Origin of the sequence: Winogradskyella ouciana, assembly GCF_009709615.1 — a bacterium.
In the GTDB taxonomy this organism is placed as follows: domain Bacteria; phylum Bacteroidota; class Bacteroidia; order Flavobacteriales; family Flavobacteriaceae; genus Winogradskyella; species Winogradskyella ouciana.
This window is the reverse complement of sequence record NZ_WJYA01000004.1, coordinates 14826-38500: the sequence shown is the minus strand read 5'-3', so window position 1 is coordinate 38500 and position 23675 is coordinate 14826. Positions and strand designations below refer to the sequence as shown.

Genomic DNA, 23675 nt, shown 5'->3' with positions numbered 1-23675 from the left:
CCCTAATGCAACAACAAAAAAGTACATATTTTTATGCCGTTGGCCTTAGCTACAAAAAAGCTGATGCTGAAGTTCGTGGTCATTTTAGTCTAAGTGATACGGCTAAGCAAAATTTGTTGAACCAAGCCAAGCATAACGGTATTGAAAGTGTTTTAGTGACTTCCACTTGCAACAGAACTGAACTTTACGGTTTTGCAGAACACCCTTATCAGCTCATTCAGTTACTTTGTGACAACACCAAAGGAACGGTTGAAGAGTTTCAAGAAGTGGCTTATGTTCACAAAAATAAGGATGCGATAAATCACATGTTCCGAGTAGGCTCTGGATTGGATTCGCAAATTTTGGGCGATTTTGAAATTATTAGTCAGCTTAAATTCAGTGCGCGTGCTTCAAAAAAGGAAGGGCTTCTCAACTCGTATATGGAGCGTTTGGTCAATTCTGTAATTCAAGCCAGTAAGCGCATTAAGAACGAAACGGAACTGTCTTCTGGAGCAACATCAGTATCCTTCGCCTCTGTTCAATACATCATGAACAACGTTGAAGCCATTTCAGATAAGAACATCTTGCTTTTCGGAACTGGTAAAATTGGAAGAAACACCTGTGAAAACTTAGTGAAGCACACCAAGAATTCACATATTACGCTTATCAATAGAACCAAAACAAAAGCTGAAGAAGTTGCAGGAAAGTTCAACCTCATCGTTAAAGATTATCAAAACCTTGAAGCCGAAATCAATGCATCGGATATCGTAATTGTTGCTACAGGTGCTGAAAACCCTACGGTTTATAAATCGTTAATTTCTACTCAAAAACCTTTATTGGTATTGGATTTATCGATTCCGAAAAACGTAAATGAAGATATTCGCGAATTATCAAATGTGACCTTGGTTCATTTAGATGATTTGGCAAAAATCACTGATGGCACCCTTGAAAAGCGAAAAGCGTACATCCCAAATGCTGAAGCGATTATTACTGAGATCACAAACGAATTTAATGCTTGGTTAGATACCTTAAAATTTGTGCCTACCATTCAAGCCATCAAACATAAATTAACGGATTTTAAAAATTCCGAACTTAATACCCAACGTAAAAAACTCAGCGACTTCAACGAAGACCAAGCCGAGTTGATTACATCAAATATCATTCAGAAAATTACCAACCAATTCGCGCATCATTTACGCGAAGATGGTAACACTTCAGACGAAAGCATTGAGCTTATCAAGAAAATTTTTCAGTTAGAAAACACTAGTAATGTCTAAAATTATTCGCATTGGCACACGCGACAGCCAACTCGCTATGTGGCAAGCAAAAACTGTGCAAGCACAGTTAGAAAACCTCGGCCATAAAACTGTATTGGTTCCTGTAAAATCTACAGGCGATTTGGTTTTAGATAAGCCACTTTACGAACTTGGTATTACGGGAATTTTCACAAAAACCCTAGATATTGCTATGCTTAATGGCGATATCGATATTGCCGTACATTCGTTAAAAGACGTGCCTACCGTTTTGCCAAAAGGCATAGTACAGGCGGCAGTCTTAAAGCGTGGCAATATTAACGACACTCTGGTTTTTAAAAAGAACGAAGAGTTTCTATCTACAAAAGATGCTGTTATTGCCACAGGAAGTTTACGTCGTAGAGCGCAATGGCTCAATCAATATCCTACACACAAAGTCGTTGGATTACGTGGTAATGTCAATTCCAGATTAGAGAAGTTAGAGGATAATGAAGATTGGGATGCTGCTATTTTTGCAGCAGCAGGATTGGGACGGTTGAATATTAGACCAGAAAATTCAATTAATCTACATTGGATGATTCCTGCACCAGCACAAGGAGCCGTTATGGTTGCTGCTCTGGAGGATGATGAAGAGACACTAGCAGCATGTGCGGAAATCAATCATGAGGAAACCGAAATTTGCACATCTATTGAGCGCGAATTTTTAAACAGACTCGAAGGAGGCTGTACTGCACCAATCGGAGCTTTAGCGTTTATAAAAAACGAGGAAATCAACTTTAAAAGTGTTTTGCTCAGCAAAGATGGTTCGAGGAAAATTGAATTTTCTAAAGTTGTGCCGCTAGACCAAAAAGATGATTTGGCAAAGTTTGCCGCTGATTACGTAATTGAAAAAGGTGGAAAAAAGCTGATTGACCAAGTTAAGCGCAGCGAAAAAGAGATAAATATCTATTCCACTAAAAAGTTGACGGATGACCAGATGATGCTGTTTCACAATGACGTCATAGCTGATAGTAATGATGCTATAAAAATCAGTTTGAACCGTATTCCTAAAACTTTTGTTCGAAACGAAATTGAGAATGTCATCATTACCAGCAAAAATGCTGTTGAAGCATTATTGCACAATTTTTCAGCTCCCGAATTGCAATTCAAAAACATCTATTGTGTCGGTCGAAGAACAAAGCGCATGATTGAAAGACGCATTGGCAAAGTAAAGCACACGGAAGCCAACGCTAAAAAATTAGCTGAGCATTTAGTGGAATTTATGGAGGGTACTGAAGTCACATTTTTCTGCAGTGATTTGAGATTAGATGATTTACCAAACATCTTAACTGAAAACAACATCACAGTCAACGAAGTTGAGGCTTATCAAACCAAATTTGATGCAGATAAAGTTGAAGCAGAATTAGATGGTGTGATGTTTTATAGCCCTTCTACTGTTGAAAGTTTCTTAAAGCAAAATAAAACCAGTGGTATTGCTTTTTGTATTGGAGAAACGACGGCTAAAGAAGCTAAAAAGTATTTTGAAGACGTACGTGTTGCTAAAGTGCCGACTGTTGAGAGTGTTATTGAGTTGGTGAATGAATATTATGTTTAAAAGCCCATCCTAGCTTTCCTAGAGGGAAGGAAATGGAAACGCAAAAAACATGACCTTGCAGATCTGAGATGTAATAACTTAAAGTTTAATTAAAAAGATTCCCGTTTTCAAGGGAAGTGAGCATGATAAAAAACGATTTATTCCTAAGAGCATTAAAAGGTGAAACCGTTGAGCGTCCACCAGTTTGGATGATGCGCCAAGCAGGTCGGTATTTGCCAGAGTTTATGGAAATCAAGAAAAGATATGATTTCTTTACACGCTGCCAAACACCAGAGTTAGCGAGTGAAATTACAGTTCAACCCATTAGACGTTATGGGATGGATGCTGCTATATTGTTTTCAGATATTTTAGTGATTCCACAAGCGATGAATATTGAGGTACAGATGAAACCCAATTTTGGGCCTTACTTACCAAATCCTGTGCGCTCTCAAAAAGATGTGGATAATGTTATCGTTCCAGATGTAAAAGTAGAATTAAATTATGTTTACGAAGCTATAAAAGCGACCAAAGAGAAACTGAATGACGAGATTCCGTTAATCGGTTTTGCAGGTTCACCTTGGACGATTCTTTGTTATTGCGTACAAGGACAAGGCTCTAAAAACTTTGATAAAGCCAAGGAATTCTGTTTTACAAATCCGATTGCAGCACATCAATTACTACAGAAAATTACAGACACAACAATTGCTTATCTTAAAGAAAAAGTAAAAGCAGGATGTAATGCCGTACAAGTGTTTGATTCTTGGGGAGGCATGTTATCACCAGTAGATTACCAAGAGTTTTCATGGCAATATATTCAGCAGATTATTGATGCGTTAAAAGATAACACTCCTGTAATTGCTTTTGGAAAAGGCTGTTGGTTCGCTTTAAATGAAATGTCTAAATCTGGAGCATCAGCTTTAGGTGTTGACTGGACCTGTTCTGCAAGAAATGCACGTTATTTAACTGGAGGCAACATCACGCTACAAGGTAATTTTGACCCAACACGATTATTTTCACCTCCTTCAGAAATTAAAAAAATGGTGACCCAAATGATAAATGAGTTTGGAAAAGATAAATACATTGTAAATTTAGGTCATGGTATTTTACCAAATATTCCGTTGGAAAATGCAAAAGCATTTATTGATGCAGTGAAGGAATATAAAAGCCCGTCCTAGCCTTCTAAGGAACGCTTACTCAAACACAAAGAGGTGGAGTTTTTTTTGTAATTTGTAACTTTAAAAGTTCAGTGAACTCAAAAGTTGAATTAATTACTATATAAATTCCTTTTCTTCTTGGAAGGATTAGGAAAAGGCTTATGTTTAGAAACATACTCAAAGGCATACAAGGATACTCAGGTGCGCTGGCACTGATTTCAAAATTAAAACTTTGGAAATACTTTGCCATACCTATTGCCATCAGTATTATTACAGCTACTATAATTGGTTTTTCTGCTTATGGCCTTTCGGATAATATTGGAAGGTTCCTAGCTAGAATCTGGATTTGGGATTGGGGAAAGGAAACCTTTACCGCGATCTCTACCTTTATAGGAGCCATAGTGATTATCGCCATTGGTTTGATTCTTTACAAGCACATCATTATGGCATTATCCGCGCCGTTCATGAGTCCTGTTTCAGAGAAAATTGAAGCGCATTTAACAGGTGTAGAATCACATCAGCATCGCAACACAACGTTTAAAGAGCAATTATGGCGAGGCATAAGAATCAACGTTAGAAACTTAGGTAAGGAACTGTTGATTACGATTCCTATTTTAATATTGAAGTTTATACCAGTGGTCAATATTTTTTCAACGGTTTTGCTGTTTTTAGTTCAAGCCTATTATGCTGGTTTTGGTAATATGGACTACACTTTGGAACGCCATTTTAAGTATCGCGAAAGCATTCGTTTTGTAAGGCAACATAGAGGTGTTGCGATTGGCAATGGTATTATTTTTATTCTATTTTTATTGATTCCTGTTATCGGTGTGATTTTAGTTTTACCGATGAGCGTAACAGCTGCATCATTAAAAACAGTGAACCTTCTTAAAGAACAGGGAGTGCTTCTAGAATCAGAAGAACTTATGGCATGATCGCTCAGTTCAATGGTTTTGAAATAAACCCGGTCCATTCTGGAGATGCTTGGAAAATCTGTGATTTTTGCGTCGTTAATGCCTATCGATTGAAACGCTTTTTCCCGAAGACCTTGGAGCAAAATTTAAGTCCGACCTTGTCACAGATATTTGTAGATCAAAAAGTAAAACAATTTCAGAACCGAGATGAATTTCTGTTTACTTTAAAAGATTCTGAAACCAGAAAACTTGCCGCTCTAATCTATTTAAAAGAACTCGATTGGCAAAAGAAACAAGGTGAATTTGCTTATGCCACAGATTATAATTTTGAAGGTCAAGGATTGGCAACTAAGTCCATAAAGATTTTGTCTGAATACGCTTTTAATAGTTTAGAGTTGGAATCGCTTCAAATTATAGCACACAAAGAAAATTTATCAAGTATTAAAGTGGCTACAAATAATGGTTTTAAATGGCAGAAAACATTATTAAATGAATTTGCTCCTCCTAATGAACACGTTTTAGATATGGAGCTGTATAAACTTTCCTATCAAATTGCGCTTTAGTGACATCTAATTAAAAGCTCATAATATGCTTTTCCAAATTTTCATCAGAGGATAGGTTTAATTTTTTTCGAAGTCGATACCTAGCTTTCTTTACTCCTTCAGTTGATATATTTAACAAAGAGGCTATTGTACTGGTATCAAATTTCATTTTCAATAACGCAATTAATCTGATATCGTTCTTTGTTAAATCATCATAAAGTTCTGTAATCCTGTTAAAAAAATCTGGATTCATTTCCATGAATTGCGTTGTAAATTGCTCCCAGTTATCATCAATTTGCTTGTCAAAACGCAACTTATTTAGAAGATGGTTTACCTCGTTGATATTAGAGTCTTTTTTTAAATTATTCAGATCCTCTTTAAGTTCATTTAGCATTTCGTTTTTCTGAGCAATATGAAGTGCTTTTGAGGCTAATTCACGTTTTTGATGTTCAATCTTTTGGTTGAGATTGTCATTTTCAAGTTCCTTTACTTTTGTTATAGCCTTTTGTTTGGTTGCTCTTAATCTAAACTTATTGATGAGCGCATAAGCGATGGTACCCAATAGCAATAAAGTAATGAGTAAGGCTATGTTTCGGTTGTTTGCAGCCCTGTTTTTGGTTGTTAGGAGATCATTTTCCTGTTGTTGAATCTTAATCTGGTTTTCGCGCTTTTCAGCTTCATAAAATTTTTCAAGTGCCGCAACTTCTTTTAATTTTTCTTCGCCTAAAAGGCTATCTTTCAATTTTATGTAATCTAAAAAAGCATTATGGCTTTGGCTGTTTCTTCCAACGTCGTGGCTAGCTTTTGCCAGAGTCAACAGACTATTCAATCTTTCATAATTATTACCAATGGATTTTGATACAGAGTCTGATTTTAATGCGTAGAAATACGCAAGATCAGGCGTTTTTTTCCCTTTGTAAGCCAAAACCAAAAAATTATACAGATTGATGTTTAGACTTCTATCACCTATATTTTTATTGACCTCCAACCCTTTTTTTAGGTTTTTAATAGCTTCATCATATTTCTGTTGTTGAATATTTAAATTACCATAATGTTGATACACATAAGCATTGGCAAGCTGATGCCTGTTTTCAACAATTTTATGTGCAATAGGCAAATATTTTATGACGCTGTCTGTTTCCATAATGTCCAAATAAGATGAACACATATCGATTAATGCCACTGCGTAATTTAAATCCCTTCCTGCCCCTTTATAAATTAGTGCAGCCTTTTTTGTCACTGCTATTGATTTTTCATCTTCTTGTAAGTTAGAATAGACAATTGCCAAATCGAGGTTGACCATGGCCATTCCTAAAGAATCATTAATCTTTGCATAGTTCTTTTCAGAATCGATAAGGTTGCTTAAGGCATTTTTATAATTGGCGGCGTTTATATATGCGGCACCCAAAAAAGACTGTGCATGTGCAATGTGTTTTAATTCTCCACATTCTTTAGCGAGTTCTAACCCATGTTTTGCAAGGTCTAACAAATTTTTACCATCTTGAAAAAGAGCAAATCGCGTTAAGTTAAACAGACTAACAACTTGTTTACAGACATCACCAGAAGCCTCAATTCTATTATACCCTTTTTGATGTGTTTGTCTAGAAATGTTGTCCCAATGACCCATATCTTGTCGGAGGTTGGCGAATTTGTGGTAGAATTCACCAGCTATGGTATCATTTTCTATCTTTTCAATAGATGTAATAGCCCTTTCAATTCTAACTAAATTAGATTCAGTATTCTTTAAATTAGATTTTATGTCTTTATAAATACTATCTAAATCAGCTTGGTCATAAAACTCAGTTTGAGCTAGGATAGAAAAAGAAAAAAAGCTGAAAATTAAAGCACAACAGGTTTTTACAACTTGCACTCTCATATTTAATTGACGGATAATTAATTTATTAATAAAAGTAAGACTTTTTCAAGGATTAAAAAATGAAGTTGTCATTTATAAATTTCTAGTTTATAAAATCCACTTGAGATAGTTCTATTGTTGTATTTTTGCCTTGTATAATCAAGTCTCTAAAATAGGGTTAGCAAACCTACGGAATGAAAGACAAATTCTTCAACTACATACACGAACTACAAGACACCATTACTTCCAAGCTAGAGGCCATTGACGGTAAAGCCAAATTCCAAGAAGATATCTGGGAACGTACAGAAGGTGGAGGAGGAAGAACACGAGTTATAGAAAACGGTAACGTCTTTGAAAAAGGAGGAGTTAATATTTCTGGTGTTCATGGAAAACTGCCAGAATCTATGCAAAAGTATTTTGATGTAAAAGATGCCGATTTTTTTGCCTGTGGATTGAGCTTAGTATTGCATCCCAAAAACCCAATGGTACCAACCGTACATGCCAATTGGCGTTATTTTGAAATGTATGATAAAAAAGGAAACATTGTTGACCAATGGTTCGGAGGCGGACAAGATCTTACACCCTATTATTTGTTTGAAGAAGATGCCAAACATTTCCATCAAACCTGTAAAACGGCCTGTGATAAACATAACCCAGAATTCTACCCAAAATACAAAGCAAGATGCGATGAGTATTTTTACAATGCACATCGAAATGAAGGTCGTGGAATAGGTGGTTTATTCTTTGATTATTGCAAAGCTACAGAAGATATGAGCATGCAAAACTGGTACGACTTCGTTACTGAAGTTGGCAATAGTTTCCTCGATGCTTATATTCCAATAGTTGAAAAACGAAAAGATTTACCATACACTAAAGCGCAACGCGATTGGCAAGAAATACGTCGTGGACGCTATGTGGAATTCAATTTAGTACATGATAAAGGCACACTATTCGGATTGAAAACAAACGGAAGAATTGAAAGTATTCTGATGAGTTTACCACCACATGTGCAATGGGTTTATGACCATCATCCTGAAAAAGGAAGTGAAGAAGAGAAATTGATACAAGTATTACAGCATCCAAAAGAATGGGTTTAACATAAAATTGAATGTTAGGTTGAGCGCAGTCGAAACCTTATTCAATAACTAAAAAACATTGACTATGTTTCCTATAAGAAGAAACCGAAGATTACGAACAAACGAAGCCATTAGAAGTTTAGTAAGAGAAACTTACATCACTCCAAATGATTTTTTAGTACCATTATTTATAGTCGAGGGCAAAGGTGTTAAAGAAAAAATCGCCTCAATGCCTAATTACTATCGCTTCAGTTTGGATTTACTAAAAGATGAAGTAAAAACACTTTGGAGCTTAGGCTTAAAATCAGTGTTGCTTTTCGTAAAAGTTGAAGACAACTTAAAAGACAACAAGGGCACAGAAGCTTTAAACCAAAACGGATTAATGCAGCGTGCCATAAAAACCGTAAAAGACGTTTGCCCAGATATGTTGGTGATGACAGATGTGGCTTTAGATCCTTTTTCCTCTTATGGACATGATGGCATTATTGAAAATGGCAAAATAATAAACGATGCTACGGTTGAGGTATTAGCCGAAATGAGTATTTCCCACGCTGAAGCTGGTGCCGATTTTGTAGCGCCTAGCGACATGATGGATGGAAGAATTATTGGAATTAGAGAGGGCTTAGACCAATCTAACTTTTTAGATGTTGGTATTATGAGTTACTCTGCCAAATATGCTTCGGCTTTTTATGGGCCTTTTAGAGATGCATTAGATTCTGCACCTGTGGATATGGTAGATGTACCAAAGGATAAAAAAACGTATCAAATGGACTTTGCTAATAGAGATGAAGCCATTAAGGAAACCGAAATGGATATTAACGAAGGTGCTGATATCGTTATGGTTAAGCCTGGTTTATGCTATCTAGATATTGTACGTGATATTAAAAACACATTTAATGTGCCTTTGGCTGTTTATCAAGTGTCCGGTGAGTATGCCATGCTTAAAGCTGCTGCGGAAAAAGGCTGGTTAGACCATGATGCGGTAATGCTTGAGCAAGTGACGTCTATTAAACGTGCTGGTGCTGATATTATAGCTTCCTACTTTGCTAAGGATGTTGTAAAATTGATTTCGTAACTTCGCACTAACTAAACTTCAATATATTAATGGGCTTACTCATTTTTTACGCCATAATTTCCATTTTCTTTTCTTTTTTATGTTCCATTTTAGAGGCTGTACTTTTGAGCATAACACCAACATTTATCAATGTAAAAAAGAAAGAAGGCAAGACTTATGCTAAAGATTTAGAGGAATTAAAAAAAGATGTTGACCGTCCACTGATTGCTATACTTACCTTAAACACCATTGCTCATACAGTTGGTGCCATTCTTGTTGGTGTACAAGCAAAGGTGGCTTATGCCGATCTCTATGGAAGTACGCAACGCACTGTTTTAGGCATCGAATTTACCGAGGATATTATGGTTGGTGTAGTATCGACAATAATGACAATATTAATTTTAGTTGCTTCGGAAATCATTCCAAAAACGATTGGTGCAACATATTGGAAACGCTTGGCAAATTTTACATCTAAAGCACTCAATATTCTAATTTTTCCTCTAAAATGGACAGGTATACTTTGGATATTACAACTCACTACTAAACTTATTGGAGGAAAGGGTCATGGTAGTGTATTGAGCCGAGAAGGATTTGTCGCTATGGCGGATATTGCGCACGAAGAAGGTGTTTTTGAGGAAAATGAAAGTAAGGTGATTAAAAATCTACTTAATTTTAAAGAGGTACAAGCCAAAGATATTATGACTCCTCGTACCGTAATGAAATCTGAAGATGAAACCATGTCTGTACGCGATTTTTTTGATGCCAATTCTAATATTCGATTTTCCCGTATTCCTGTTTATACAAAAAACGCAGATAATATTACTGGATTGGTATTAAAGGACGAAGTGTTTAAGGAAATGGGATTGGGCAATGGTGATAAGCTACTCTCTGACATTAAAAGAAGTATCATTGTTGTCAATAGAAGTTTGCCAATTCCGACGCTGTTCAATCAACTTGTGGAAAGTCGAAACCATATGGCCTTGGTGGTTGATGAGTATGGTTCCGTAAGTGGTATTGTTACTATGGAAGACGTAATTGAGACCTTGTTAGGGTTGGAGATTATGGATGAAAGCGATAACGTTTCCGACCTACAAAAGTTAGCCAGAAAAAGCTGGGAATATAGAGCCAAGCGCTTAGGCCTAATAGAAAACGACAATCCAGAAAACTAATGCCAACTTGCTATATTGAAACACCACTTGGGCATGCTAAAATCGTTGGAGATGATGATGGTATCTCATCCGTTTCAATATTAGACTCAAAAGAAGAACTCGTTGAAGTTATTCCCGAAGCACTTTTAGACTGTGTGACACAGCTTAAAGCTTATTTTAATAACGAGCTTCAGCATTTCGACTTAAAACTAAATCCTGAAGGCACAGATTTTCAAAAAAAAGTCTGGAACCAACTCAAAACCATTCCTTACGGTAAAACCATCTCTTATTTAGAGTTGTCTAAACAAATGGGCGACGTAAAAGCTATTCGTGCTGTTGCTGGTGCCAATGGAAAAAATCCACTTTGGATTATTGTGCCTTGTCATCGTGTTATTGGAAGTGATGGAAGTTTAACAGGTTATGCAGGTGGATTGCATAGAAAACAATGGTTGCTCAATCACGAAAGCGAATACAAACAACAAACACTTTTTTAAATTCACTTTTACTATATTTAGTTCTTAAATCTTCTTTATGAAATTCCTCAAAAAACTATTAAAGGTTTTAGTCATCTTTTTCGGATTGCTAATTGCCATACTTTACATCACAGATACCGATTACCTCATCAAAGCGGTAAGAACTATTTACATGAAAGGCCATACCACTGCTTTTTTAGAAGATTATAAAGAATTTGACAACCAAACTATAGAGGCAAGCAGCAATCCAGAGCCTTGGCCAAACCATAAAGATTATAACTCAGTTGAACCCACTAAAGAATTAGCCAAGGCCAATAAAGATTGGGGAACGGTTGCATTTGTGATTATAAAAAATGATAGCATTTGGTTTGAAGACTACTACGATGGTTTTAATGAAGACTCAAAAACCAATTCGTTCTCAATGGCAAAAAGCTATGTATCTGGTTTAATGTTTAAAGCCATACAAGATGGTTATATTAAAAGTTTAGACCAACCGGTTTGCGATTTTTTACCTGCATTTTGCGAGGGCAATGCGGCAAAAATGACGGTTGGCGATTTAAGCAGTATGGCATCTGGCACCAATTGGGATGAAGCTTATTATTCGCCATTATCCATAACTACACGTGCTTATTTTGATGATGATTTAGCCAAAGTAATGAACGGCCTAAAAATGGAAACTGAACCAGGACAAAGGTTTAAATACGCAAGCGGAGACACACAAATGTTAGCTATGGTCATTGAAAAAGCTACAGGTAAAAAACTCTACGATTATTTTGAAGAAAGCTTTTGGAAACCTTTAGGTTCAGAAAATTCAACCTTATGGCAAGTGGATAGTGAAGACCATGATTTGGTAAAAGCCTATTGTTGTATTGCCAGTAACGCAAAGGATTTTGCACGTTATGGTAAACTATTTAAAGACCATGGTAAATGGAACGGGAAGCAAATTTTGGATTCTAGTTATGTTGCTTTGTCCGTGAAACCTAGATTTAAGGATAGTCCAGAATATGGCTATGGTTGGTGGCTACACCGTCAAATAGGCAAGGATTTCTTTATGATGCGTGGTCATTTGGGTCAGTACGTTATTGTTCAACCAGAGGATAATGTTATCATAGTACGTTTAGGGCATCAAAAATCGCCAAACTTGGCAAGCGATGGTATTTATACTTATGATATAAGTTTGTATATTGATGAGGCTTATGAGATGATGAATAAAGTTTCTAAATAGACTTTTGTATGCTAGGAATTTTAGTCTTGTTAGCTACGTCATGGCTATTACTTTACCTTGCTGAAAAGAAATCCATTTTAACACTCGGTTTCCTTCCTGTTTTAAATCGGCTTCAACAATTCATTACTGGTTTTCTTATTACTGCTGTACTCTGCGTAATTGTTCAATATCTAGAAAGCCTTTTGAAAACCTCACATTTTGTTTTAAGTGAAAATTTTTCAATACAACTTCTCTTTGAAGCTTTTTGGTGGGACATAAAATCTGTTTTTACGGAAGAATTAATTTTTCGCGGTGCTTTGTTATACATTTTAATTAAAAAGTTAGGCTCAAAAATTTCAATCTCAATTTCTGCAGTGGCTTTTGGTATTTATCATTGGTTTACATTTGGAGTTTTAGGTAACCCAATGGCAATGCTAATGGTGTTTTTAGGAACTGGCCTTATGGGATATGCATGGGCTTTGGCTTTTTACAAAACTAAATCTATAATGCTTGCTTTCGGCTTGCACCTTGGATGGAATTTTACTTATAACACTGTATTTTCAAAAGGTCCATTAGGAGATATAATATATATTTCTCAGGGAGGAAATGAGCTTACAGGCTGGCTTTCATTTTTAAATTTTTCTATGGGAATGTTAATAGTGCCGATCATTGTTTTAATATATGTTAGCTATTTTACAAAAAACACTAACCCTACCTAAACCCGTATCTAATTGTTCTTGAATTTGTTATATTTGACTTAAGGTGAAAAATTCTAACAGCGAACATTGTGCCTTTATTAACGTATTATGATTAGCAAACTCAACTTAGAAAACATACTATTCTTAGATATAGAAACGGTTCCTGAAACGGAAAATTTCTCGGATTTAGACAAAACCAAACAAGAACTTTGGGACGCCAAATCAAAATATCAACGAAAGGAAGAGTTTACTGCTGAAGAGTTCTATGATAGAGCTGGCATTTGGGCTGAATTTGGGAAAATCATTTGTATTTCGGTTGGTTATTTTAATATTGAGGGTGATATAAGAACATTCCGAGTGACCTCTTTCTATGGTGACGAAATAAAGATTCTTAAAGACTTTAAAAACCTCATCATTTCACATTTTAGCCAAAACAAGCATTTACTTTGTGCGCACAATGGTAAGGAATTCGATTTTCCTTATATCGCAAGACGAATGATAATTCATAATATAGAATTGCCATACAAACTCAACCTCTTCGGTAAAAAACCTTGGGAAGTTCCTCATCTCGATACTTTAGAATTATGGAAGTTTGGTGATTATAAAACCTACACTTCACTTAAGTTGCTTACTAATGTTTTAGGCATTCCATCACCCAAAGACGATATAGATGGCAGCGAAGTCTATCGTGTATATTATGAAGACAATGATATTGACCGAATCATCAATTATTGCGAAAAAGACACCATAGCTGTTGCTCAAATTTTCTTACGCCTTCGTGGTGATGAACTGCTTCATGACAATGAAATAAAACACATATAAAAAAACCCAAAAGCTTAACACCTCTGGGTTTCCTTTTTTAAAAAGTTATTACTTAATTAGTTCTTAATAAACTTCTTAGTGATTAATTCGTCACCGTCATTCACTTCAATAAAGTACATACCTCCATCAAGTTCAGATACATCTATTTTACCTTGAGATGTTCCGCTAGCAATTGTTTTTCCAAGTATGTCTACTATGCGATACTTAAACGTTTCTAAGCTCGGTACCTCAACATTCAGTATGCTTCCTTTAACTGGGTTAGGATATACATTAATATCAAATTCCGAAAGTTCAGGACTATCTAAATAACCAACGGCTTCTAGATTATCTCCTTTTCCTTTTCCACCTCCAGAGATACCTGTAATAGTTACTTGATCGATGAATATTTGATCATTATTCCCAGAAGCATCATTTTGAAATCTAAATCCAGAATTCACGGCAAAATTATACTGAGCAGGTGTAACAGTTATTGTTGCGTTATAGAAGGTATTGTTGTTAATATTTACACCTCTCGTCCATGTTGCAACGGTATTCCAGCTAGAGCCATCAAAGAAACGTAACCAAAAATCTTCACCGTTCTCCATGCTAAGCACATAGAAGTAGAAATCTATTTCTACTGATGTAAATGGTGTTACATCTATATTAGATAATGTCATCGATGAAGCCACGCCAGAATTATCTCTAATTCTTATAGAATATTCTCCTTCATAAGATCTGGCAGCATCTAGTCTCCTAGCACAATCACTTCCTCCGTCAATCCAACTATCCCATCCAGTCTCAAAGTAACCTTCATTAAGCGTTACGTTAGACGTGCTACAAGGCGCACAGGTTGAACCACCACAATCTACTCCCGTTTCGTCTCCATTCTGAATTCCATCAGAACATGTTGGTACTACTGGTTCTGATAACTGCACATCGTCTATGGCGATATCGGCTTGCCAAGTACTTCCCACAAATCGATTAAATCTTATCTGAATATTGCTTCCTGCATAACCCGATAAATCTAAATCTACTGTTAACCATTGGTTACCTTGGTTACCAGTTTGACTCCAAATGCTAGTCCAATTTGTACCATCATCATCAGACAGTTCAACCGTAATTGAGCCCATATCCGATGCACCAAACATATGATATTTAAAGCTGAATGTTGGAGTTGTTAATCCGCTTAAATCAAAACATGGAGATGTTATAATCGCTCTTTTGTTAGGGTAGCCTGTGCCATTGCCAGAAGCTTCAACATAAATATAATCAGAGCCTTGCACAGCACTTGATGGACCTGTATTGCTAGAAGGTGTTCCCGCTGCATCGACCAACCAGTTTAAATCATCTGCTGTCGATTGTGTCCATGCTCCAATTGAGCCTTCAAAACCTTCCGTATATGGATAAGTAGTAATACCACTGGTACATCCAGTAGAAGGGTCTGATACATTTACAGTTCTCACAACTTGTGCAGCAGCATTTCCTGCGGAATCACTAACATCGTAATTTATAAAATAGGTGCCAGCAGTTGATGTGTTAACGCTCCCTGTAATAACAATATTTGCAGTAAGGTCACCATCTATATTATCTGTTGCAGTAGCCCCTTGTTCGTTATAGGTATCTCCAACAATCAAGTTGATTGTTGATGCTCCATTTAAAGTTATAACTGGTGCTGTTGTATCTGCACTTACATTAACTGTTCTCGTTACTTCATTTGCGGCATTGCCAGAAGAATCACTTACATTATAAGTGACGATATAAGTTCCTGCTGTATTTGTATCTACAGTATCTCCTCCAATTACAATACTAGAAGTTATATCACCATCAAAATTATCGGTTGCTGTTGCTCCTTGTTCGTTGTACGTGTCACCTATATTTAGATTTATAGTTGATGCTCCATTTAATGTTATTACCGGAATTGTAGTATCTGGATTTACATTAACAGTCCGAGTAACTTCAACGGCATTATTTCCAGCAGTATCACTTACGTTATATGTCACCACATAAGAACCTACTGTATTGGTGTCTACAGTGTCGCCGCCTACAACAATATTTCCTGTTATGTCTCCATCAATATTATCTATTGCAGTTGCTCCAAGTTCAGAATAAGTATCACCTAATTCTAAATTTAATGTAGAGGCACCATTTAATGTAATTACCGGAGCTTCGGTATCTGGTCCATTACCTTCAATAATAATAGTATAATCTTCGACCTCACCATAAGTGAAATTATCACATGGTCCTGGTACTTGATTGTAACGCATGGTTACTCTCATTCTTGTTGAATTTTCAACAGCACTAGATGGCACGGTAAAACTTCCACTAACCGAAGTAGCTTGAGTATTGCCTTGAGTGAAAACTTGTTCGCCTGCATCTGTAAAATCACCATCTCTATTATAATCTATCCAAACACCATACGCTTCATTATAAACCGTACCTGTCCATGTTGGAGTCACCGTAATTGTATATTGTGTGTCTTTAGTTAGGGTTGTAGAAATACTTGTAAAATCGGAATAAAACTGAGGCCCAGAACTATTGTCAATAGTATTTAACTGAACTCTACTAATGTACTCATCATTAGTGTTTGTACTTGCAGAATTACAGTAATTTAATTGTACATCTGTAGTTGTAAAGTTAACCGAACTGCTATATGCGGAATTTGAACCTCCAGAACATTTACTTCTTACTTGTGCTTCGTACTGTGTTAGAGCCGTTAAGCCAGAAAGGTTAGACGATACACCTGTTACGGCAGTAGTAGTCCAAGTTGATGCCCCTAATTCTCTATATCTTAGATCGTAAGTTGCTCCTGGCACAGCATCCCAGCTTAGAGTAGCTGTAGTTTCTGCTAAGTTTGAGGCCGTTAAACTTGTTGGTACTGTTGCATTACAAACCACTGGCGCACCAATGGTAAAATTGCTATTAGAAATATCGAAGAATATATTGTTAGAACCTCTAACCATAATTCTATTTTGATTTCCTTGGTTGTTTGGTACTACAATATCATGCGACCCATCATTTGGTACTCCAGATGCAATTGTTATTGGGTAAGTATCACCACCATCGGTTGATAATAAAATGTCAACATTGGCTGCATTTATTCCATTACCTGTTGTACCTGCAACATCCCAACTTACATTTTGAGTTGTTCCTGCATTCCATGTTACATTGGTGTTGGGTGAGTTTAATATAAATGGGCCTGCTGTACCATTAACCGTAACAACCATATCATCACTATTATTAGTTCCTCCACCAGCTACATTGTCTCTTACCGTAAGCCTAAAATTTAATGTTCTTGCTACATTAGGCACTGCTTCCCATTGCCAAGATGTTGCTCCAGCTTTTATAGTTTGTAGTCTTGGTAAGTAACGATTAGGATTGGTTGTAGGCTCATAAGCTCTAAAGGCCACGCCTGTTGTTGCTGTTGTGCTAGGGTATGTCGATGAGGCATTATTCTCATCCATTTGCTCCCAAGAATAAGTTAATACATCGCCAGTGTCTGCATCTGTTGCTGATCCTTCGAGAACAAAAGGCGTTCCTCTTGGAATTGTATAATTAGAACCTGCATTTACAACTGGTACTGCATTACCTGTATTGGTATTGGTTTGGCAACTTGTGCCTTTTATATAATCTGTTACTTGCTCTATAGAAACAGCATGGAAGTTTGGGTGAACATTAGGCTGCACATCTGTTGCTCCTGTGATACCAGCATAACTCATAATAGTAGAACCACTACCTGGTTCTACCTGTACATTTGTACCTTCATTTCCTCCGTGAGTCCATGTATGGTTCGCTCCAAACTGATGGCCCAACTCGTGTGCTACATAATCAACATCAAAGAAATCCCCCTCAGGAATCGTAGCAGAAGTCCAACCGCTACCCTTTTGACCATTAACGCAGACACATCCTATACAACCAGCATTACCATTGTTTTGAAGATTTGCAAATAAATGACCAACATCATAATTAGCCTCTCCAATTACATTTGTGAGGGTATTTTGTAAAGCACTATTATATCCACTAGTTGTATTTCCATAAGGATCAGAAGACGTGCTGGTATAAATAACATCATCTGTATTTGCAATTAAGGTCATGGTGACATTAAAATCCACTTCAAAGATACCATTGACTCTGGTCATTGTTGTATTAATGGCTGCTAATGCCTGAGCTTTTGTTCCTCCATGAAACTGTGTATATTCTCCCGTTGCTGAAACCGCCAAACGGTAAGTTCTTAAAATAGAATCGTCTGCATTTCTTAAAGCTGTATTACTGATTGTATTATTTATTTGCTCTGTAACAGAACACTCAAAGTCATTATCCGTATTTATTCGGTTTTTTCTATTGAAAACAATGTAGCTATTAGACCCTTGCGTTGCTTGTTCAATAAATGTATTTCTTCCATTTGAAGATAGTATCATTCCGCTAAAACCGTAAGGCGATAAACTGAATCTTAATACAGACGAAGCATCGTCAATACCTTGACCAATGTATGATCTAATTTCTGGAAAACGTTCTTGTAAATCTGGATGCATTATAGAGGCTTCCTTAATAGAAAAGCGTTCTAGTTTTCCCTCAGAATTAGGAAATGATAAAATAGTGTTTGACGAAACAGAAAAATCGTTTCGTTGAACAATATCATTAAGCGATTGCCTAAGTGCGTCAGTGTTTAAACTAAACGTTTGAAACGTCTTTAATGATTGGTGGTTTTCTTGTAAAACAGTTGTGGCATTAGAAGTTTGTTTTTGCCATAAAGTTGTGTTTTGAGTCCACACGATGGTAGTGTTCATCATTACGATGAGTAACAGTAATTTAATTTTCATAATATGCTGAGGTTTATGGATTAATTAATAGCATTCATCTCTGAAATTAATTAATTATGTTATTTAAAATTACAGTGTTAATAACTTATTGCCTTAAAACCGAAAATGTGCGGAAAAACCGTAACATAAAGTAAGAATGCATTTACTTATCAGCAACTAACAAAAAAAGCTCAGATTTCTCTGAGCTTTTAATCAAATACTTATATAACAATTACCTTACAATTAGTTTTTTAGATATTTTGTTTTTCGTATCTTTTAGTTGAACTAAATAAACCCCACTTACAAATCCAGAAGTGCTTATTGTATTAGACAAACTACCTACTGGTAGATCTTGGTTTAATATTTCTCTACCTCGAACATCAAAAATTGTGAGTTCCGTTAACTCATCTAGCTGGCCTTTTACAACGATTTGTTTTGGGTTTGCCAAGCTTATAATTTGAATAGTTTCTAAACTAGAGTCATCAACATTTAAAACACTTTGATTGAAACGCAAAAAGAACCGTCCTATCCCTTGCAAATCTGATGCGTCAGATAGAATAAAATCAGTATCATTTAAAAGCGTAAAGGAATTGTTTTGACGATCTTCCAAATAAATATCGATTTCTTCAGGGAAACTATAATCAGATAAACTTATCGTTAATTGCTGACCTGCAACTGCATTTATTCCAATTGGGACTATAGCATCATTTGCAATATCTAAATTAGAAATAGCTTGAATGGCCATATCAGTGCCATCATTATCTTCAACTAGCTGAGAGTAAATGCTAAAGTCTGGGGCAATACTTCCGAAAGTTCTAGCATCATAGCCAGGATCTAAACTTAAGGATGCATCATCAGAAACATAAAATTCTGTATGGTATGAATTACTTTCGCTTGTAAGATTTAATTTAAAATAAGATATGCTACTTGGGTTATTTCTACCTGCAATAAAATCATCAGAATTTCCGGTTTCTCTCATGCTAGGTGTAAAACTAATTGTTCCCCCTCCAGGAATTGAAGCGACTAAAAAGCCCTGTCCAGGTGTGATTTTCGCATTCGGATTTAGCAAAGAATATGCTTGATTCCAAATGGTCCATCCGTTTGATGCATTACCATCATACCCATAAATACCTACATTAGGCACAGCCAATTGAGAATCGTTTGCCGTTAAAAAGTCTGCCAACGAAATATAAGATGGATAAGGGTTACCTACAAGATTCCATTCTGGGTACGTTGATCCTGATACCTCTATTGGGACATTTATATTTCCTGTATTTACAGTTCCAAAAAATTCAAAAGTTGAGTTATTCGTAGATGCGGCTCTATAACCAGTACCAGCATCTAAGGTAGCTGTTTCTGTATTTGAATACAAAACATATGTATTTGCTGGCTTTTCAAACGGGCCAAATAAGTAAAGGGTGTTATCATTACTACTTACTATATTACTGTTGCTACTTGCAAATACGTTAAAGGCTTGTCCTGATACTGGTGGAGCAATTAAATCGTTTGCGTCACCTTCGCCAACTGTAGCGGTATTATTGGCATGTCTAAAATATCTCACGTTACCTGTTACAGTACCATCGACAATTAAACTTGAGTAATTAGTTGAAACAGAATTGAGCGATAACATTCCATCGCTGACTAAATTGCCATTTAACGTAAGCGAACCAGAAGAATCTACCTGCAGTTCAGCACCTGTTCTTATAATAATATCATTCAATTCTACATCAGATGTTATTGTACTTATACCATCAAGTACAAGAGCATTGTCGGTGCCAGTTGTATTATCTGGTGCATTTGGTGTCCATGCATTATTAGTGAATAGTAGTCCATCAAAGGCCATATTGACCGTATAGTCTTCAACTTCACCAAACCCAAATGATTCACATTGAGTTGGGATGCCATCATATTTTAACGAAACTCGCATCCTTGTTGGTCCTAAGAGTGCATCATTAGGTATAGAAATATTTCCTGTAACCGGATTATCTTGTGTAGGCGCTTGTGTAAATACCTGCTCACCAGAATCATCAAAATCACCATCTTGATTAAAATCTATCCAGACAGAATATCCTTCATCATAATTTGCCCCTGGCCAAAAAGGTGTAATTGAAATAGGGTATGATGATCCAATAAATAAGTTTGTACTTATACTGGTAAAATCTGAATACCCTAAACTAGTTGCACTATCACCAGAATCATTATCAATGTTATTTAAGGTAACTTTAGAGATATACTCATCACTTGTATTATTACCATTAGAGTTACAATAAGTTGGTGCTCCTATTCTAAAATGATCAATAGCTATGTCGCTTTCAAATCCATTTCCAGTTAAACCTGTAATCCTAAATTTAACGGTAAGTCCGTTATACGCAGAAAGGTCTAACTGCACAAAATTCCATTGGTTACCTTGATTTCCACTTTGGGTAAATAGAGTAATCCAATTAGACCCATCGTCAGTTGTAACTTCTAAAGTAAGTGTTCCTGTATCTCCACCAAACATATGATTATAAAATGATAAAAAAGGATTACTTTCTGAGCTCAAATCAAAGCATGGACTATCTAATATGGCTGTTGCATTAGCACCAATCTCACCAGGTGTATTATTAGAGGATGCTTCTATATATAGATAATTTCCTCCTCCAGTAATATCATCTGAAGGTCCAGTACCTCCAGAAGGGGTTCCGTTATTAGCTAAACCATTATATAAAATCCAATCGCCATCATCTCCACTAGCTTGAATCCAATCACCAATTCCAGAATCATAGGATTCTTCATATGGAAAAGAATTTATTAATGCTCCTGTACATGGTGGAATTGCAGTCGTAGAAAACAACAATGTTGTTGAATATACTGAATTAGATGCCGTACATACACTTCTTATTTCAAGTTCATAATCCGTTGTAGGAGTTAAACCAGTTAGTTGGTATGCGTTTGAAGTGACACCAGTAATATTTGTATAAGGTGTTGTACCTACTTCTCTGTATCTTATATCAAAGGTAGCCCCTACATTCGAGTCCCAATCAATTGTTGCAGAATTGAAACTTACATTTGAAGCTGATAAACCTGTTGGTACAATAGGGTTACAAGGAATAGGTGCATCAATTGTGAAATTAGTGTCAGAAATGTCAAAGAATATATTATTAGATCCTCTTACCATTATTCTATTTTGGTTTCCTTGATTGTTAGGTATTACAACGTTATGAGACCCGTCATTGGTAACACCTGTTGCAAGGGAAATTGGATACGTATCTCCTCCATCAGTAGACAAGAATATATCGACATTAGCGGCATTTACACCATTACCTGTCGTCCCTGCTACATCCCATGTTATTGTCTGTGTTGTTCCTGCGTTCCATGTAACATTCGTATTTGGTGAGTTAACTACAAATGGTCCTGCAGTCCCATTAACAGTAACCACCATATCATCACTATTGTTTGTTCCACCTCCCGCAACATTATCTCTAACTGTTAGTCTAAAATTTAATGTTCTTGCCACATTAGGAACCGCTTCCCATTGCCAAGACGTTGCACCAGTTTTAATGGTCTGTAATCTTGGGAAATAGCGAAAACTGTCTGATGTGGGTTCATAGGCCCTAAAAGCAACGCCTGTGGTCGCCGTTGTACTAGGATAAGTTGTTGAAGCATTGTTTTCATCCATCTGCTCCCAACTATATGTTAAAGCATTTGAAGGCGTATCTGCATCAGTAGCCGAACCCTCTAAAATAAAAGCTGTACCTCTAGGAATTGTATAGTTAGAAAGTGCTGTTATAACAGGAACTACGTTGCCTGTATTAGTATTGGTCTGGCAACTTGTTGATTTTACATAATCCGTAACTTGCTCAATAGACACTGCATGAAAATTAGGGTGAACATTTGCTTGCACGTCAGTAGCACCAGTTATACCTGCGTAACTCATAATTGTAGATCCACTTCCTGGCTCTACCTGTACATTTGTACCTTCATTTCCTCCATGAGTCCATGTATGATTAGCACCAAATTGATGGCCCATCTCATGTGCTACATAATCTACATCAAAAAAGTCACCAACAGGATTTGTTGCAGAAGTCCATCCACTTCCCTTTTGGTTATTAACACAAACACAGCCTATACAACCTGCATTACCATTATTCTGAAGATTGGCAAAAAGGTGTCCTATATCATAGTTTGCTTCACCAATAACAGAGGTTAATGTGTTTTGTAACTCTGAATTATAATTCGTAGTTGTGTTGCCATAAGGATCTGATCCAGAGTTAGTATAAATGACATTTGTGGTGTTAGCAATTAAAGTCAAGGTAACATTAAAATCCACTTCAAAAATACCATTGACTCTTGTCATTGTCGTATTAATAGCGGCTAAGGCATTAGATACTGTTCCACCATGAAACTGTGTATATTCTCCTGTTGCAGAAACTGCTAACCGATATGTCCTTAGAATTGAGTCATCTGCATTTCTAAACGCCGTACCATTATTTATGACGCTGTTAACCTGTTCTGTTACTGAGCATTCAAAATCATTATTAATATTAACCCTATCCTTTCTGTTGAAAACAATATATGAATTGGTATCCTGTCCTATTGGTTCAATAAATGTGTTTTTACCATTAGCCGAAAGAATCATTCCACTAAAACCATAAGGAGACAAACTAAACCTTAAAACGGATGAAGCATTATCTATACCTTGGCCAACATATGATCTAATTTCGGGATAAGCTGCTTGTAAATCTGGATGCATAACAGACGCTTCTTTAATTGAAAAGCGCTCTAATTTTCCATCAGAATTGGGAAACGATAAAATTGTAGTTGTAGAAACTGAATTATCACTTCGTTGGGCAACACCCATTAAAGATTGTCTTAACCTATCTGTGTCTAAATTAAAGGACTGAGAATTGTTTAAGGATTGATGACTCTCCTTTAAAACCTCATTAGACCTTAAGGATTCTTTTTGCCATATTGCATTATCTTGAGACCAGGTCATGGTCGTTGCCACCATAGCAATAATCAACAATATTTCTTTTTTCATAACATTTTGAGTTAATATTCTAAATTTTACAAATACCACTCTTATTTAGCTTGCTACTATGTAAATAATGATAAACCTAATTTTAAGTAAGCACTGTTTATTTACTGCGTAAAATACAAAAACAGCCTAGATTTCTCT

15 protein-coding genes are annotated in these 23675 nt (G+C 36.2%); 12 read left to right on the top strand and 3 right to left on the bottom strand.

The genetic code is table 11. From position 1 onward, the window contains the following. Positions 1-5 precede the first annotated feature (5 nt). The 5 genes from hemA to F1003_RS04115 all read left to right on the top strand — a co-directional run bounded on the left by hemA (position 6) and on the right by F1003_RS04115 (position 5433). Positions 6-1256 (top strand): glutamyl-tRNA reductase, encoded by a 1251-nt coding sequence (gene hemA, locus F1003_RS04135; RefSeq protein WP_155087956.1) that lies wholly within the window; start codon positions 6-8, stop codon positions 1254-1256. Next, entirely contained in the window at positions 1249-2826 is a 1578-nt protein-coding gene (gene hemC / locus F1003_RS04130; RefSeq protein ID WP_155087955.1) for a hydroxymethylbilane synthase, read from the top strand. Before hemA ends, hemC begins: the two co-directional genes overlap by 8 nt. Positions 2827-2948: 122 nt before the next feature. After that, on the top strand, positions 2949-3980 hold the full coding sequence (gene hemE / locus F1003_RS04125) for a uroporphyrinogen decarboxylase (RefSeq protein WP_155087954.1): 1032 nt from the start codon (positions 2949-2951) through the stop codon (positions 3978-3980). 140 nt (positions 3981-4120) lie between these two features. After that, on the top strand, positions 4121-4891 hold the full coding sequence (locus tag F1003_RS04120) for an EI24 domain-containing protein (protein ID WP_155087953.1): 771 nt from the start codon (positions 4121-4123) through the stop codon (positions 4889-4891). Next, positions 4888-5433: a GNAT family N-acetyltransferase gene (locus tag F1003_RS04115; protein WP_155087952.1), complete on the top strand. Its 546-nt coding sequence runs from the start codon at positions 4888-4890 to the stop codon at positions 5431-5433. Before F1003_RS04120 ends, F1003_RS04115 begins: the two co-directional genes overlap by 4 nt. Before the next feature lie 10 nt (positions 5434-5443). Here F1003_RS04115 and F1003_RS04110 read toward each other — a convergent pair whose 3' ends face one another. Continuing rightward, positions 5444-7288 carry a hypothetical protein gene (locus F1003_RS04110; protein WP_155087951.1) on the bottom strand — a complete coding sequence of 615 codons (1845 nt, stop codon included), beginning with the start codon at positions 7286-7288 and terminating at the stop codon, positions 5444-5446. Between the two features lie 173 nt (positions 7289-7461). Here F1003_RS04110 and hemF point away from each other — a divergent pair, with 173 nt between their 5' ends. The 7 genes from hemF to F1003_RS04075 all read left to right on the top strand — a co-directional run bounded on the left by hemF (position 7462) and on the right by F1003_RS04075 (position 13742). Beyond that, on the top strand, positions 7462-8364 hold the full coding sequence (gene hemF / locus F1003_RS04105) for an oxygen-dependent coproporphyrinogen oxidase (RefSeq protein WP_155087950.1): 903 nt from the start codon (positions 7462-7464) through the stop codon (positions 8362-8364). 64 nt (positions 8365-8428) lie between these two features. Then, positions 8429-9418: a porphobilinogen synthase gene (gene hemB / locus F1003_RS04100; RefSeq protein ID WP_155087949.1), complete on the top strand. Its 990-nt coding sequence runs from the start codon at positions 8429-8431 to the stop codon at positions 9416-9418. A 29-nt stretch (positions 9419-9447) separates the two neighbouring features. Next, a complete protein-coding gene (locus F1003_RS04095; RefSeq protein WP_155087948.1) occupies positions 9448-10566 on the top strand; it encodes a CNNM domain-containing protein in 1119 nt (372 codons plus the stop codon). Then, the gene (locus F1003_RS04090) at positions 10566-11039 is read left to right on the top strand and encodes a methylated-DNA--[protein]-cysteine S-methyltransferase (protein WP_155087947.1); all 474 of its coding nucleotides are present in this window, start codon (positions 10566-10568) and stop codon (positions 11037-11039) included. The genes F1003_RS04095 and F1003_RS04090 overlap by 1 nt, the downstream gene beginning before the upstream one ends. Positions 11040-11076: 37 nt before the next feature. Beyond that, positions 11077-12243, top strand: coding sequence for a serine hydrolase domain-containing protein (locus tag F1003_RS04085; protein ID WP_155087946.1), 1167 nt, complete (start codon positions 11077-11079; stop codon positions 12241-12243). Between the two features lie 8 nt (positions 12244-12251). Further along, the gene (locus F1003_RS04080) at positions 12252-12941 is read left to right on the top strand and encodes a CPBP family intramembrane glutamic endopeptidase (protein ID WP_155087945.1); all 690 of its coding nucleotides are present in this window, start codon (positions 12252-12254) and stop codon (positions 12939-12941) included. Positions 12942-13028: 87 nt separating this feature from the next. Further along, entirely contained in the window at positions 13029-13742 is a 714-nt protein-coding gene (locus tag F1003_RS04075) for a 3'-5' exonuclease (RefSeq protein ID WP_155087944.1), read from the top strand. A gap of 56 nt (positions 13743-13798) precedes the next feature. On the opposite strand, the gene F1003_RS04070 is transcribed toward F1003_RS04075, so the two are convergent. Further along, complete coding sequence (locus F1003_RS04070) at positions 13799-18538, bottom strand: immunoglobulin-like domain-containing protein (protein ID WP_155087943.1); 4740 nt, start codon at positions 18536-18538, stop codon at positions 13799-13801. Between the two features lie 211 nt (positions 18539-18749). After that, positions 18750-23537, bottom strand: coding sequence for a reprolysin-like metallopeptidase (locus F1003_RS04065; protein ID WP_155087942.1), 4788 nt, complete (start codon positions 23535-23537; stop codon positions 18750-18752). Between the last annotated feature and the right edge of the window lie 138 nt (positions 23538-23675).

Coding starts and splice junctions, on each gene's coding strand:
- hemA (WP_155087956.1), top strand. CDS start 6: ATGCAACAACAAAAAAGTACATATTTTTATGCCGTTGGCCTTAGCTAC.
- hemC (WP_155087955.1), top strand. CDS start 1,249: ATGTCTAAAATTATTCGCATTGGCACACGCGACAGCCAACTCGCTATG.
- hemE (WP_155087954.1), top strand. CDS start 2,949: ATGATAAAAAACGATTTATTCCTAAGAGCATTAAAAGGTGAAACCGTT.
- F1003_RS04120 (WP_155087953.1), top strand. CDS start 4,121: ATGTTTAGAAACATACTCAAAGGCATACAAGGATACTCAGGTGCGCTG.
- F1003_RS04115 (WP_155087952.1), top strand. CDS start 4,888: ATGATCGCTCAGTTCAATGGTTTTGAAATAAACCCGGTCCATTCTGGA.
- F1003_RS04110 (WP_155087951.1), bottom strand. CDS start 7,288: ATGAGAGTGCAAGTTGTAAAAACCTGTTGTGCTTTAATTTTCAGCTTT.
- hemF (WP_155087950.1), top strand. CDS start 7,462: ATGAAAGACAAATTCTTCAACTACATACACGAACTACAAGACACCATT.
- hemB (WP_155087949.1), top strand. CDS start 8,429: ATGTTTCCTATAAGAAGAAACCGAAGATTACGAACAAACGAAGCCATT.
- F1003_RS04095 (WP_155087948.1), top strand. CDS start 9,448: ATGGGCTTACTCATTTTTTACGCCATAATTTCCATTTTCTTTTCTTTT.
- F1003_RS04090 (WP_155087947.1), top strand. CDS start 10,566: ATGCCAACTTGCTATATTGAAACACCACTTGGGCATGCTAAAATCGTT.
- F1003_RS04085 (WP_155087946.1), top strand. CDS start 11,077: ATGAAATTCCTCAAAAAACTATTAAAGGTTTTAGTCATCTTTTTCGGA.
- F1003_RS04080 (WP_155087945.1), top strand. CDS start 12,252: ATGCTAGGAATTTTAGTCTTGTTAGCTACGTCATGGCTATTACTTTAC.
- F1003_RS04075 (WP_155087944.1), top strand. CDS start 13,029: ATGATTAGCAAACTCAACTTAGAAAACATACTATTCTTAGATATAGAA.
- F1003_RS04070 (WP_155087943.1), bottom strand. CDS start 18,538: ATGAAAATTAAATTACTGTTACTCATCGTAATGATGAACACTACCATC.
- F1003_RS04065 (WP_155087942.1), bottom strand. CDS start 23,537: ATGAAAAAAGAAATATTGTTGATTATTGCTATGGTGGCAACGACCATG.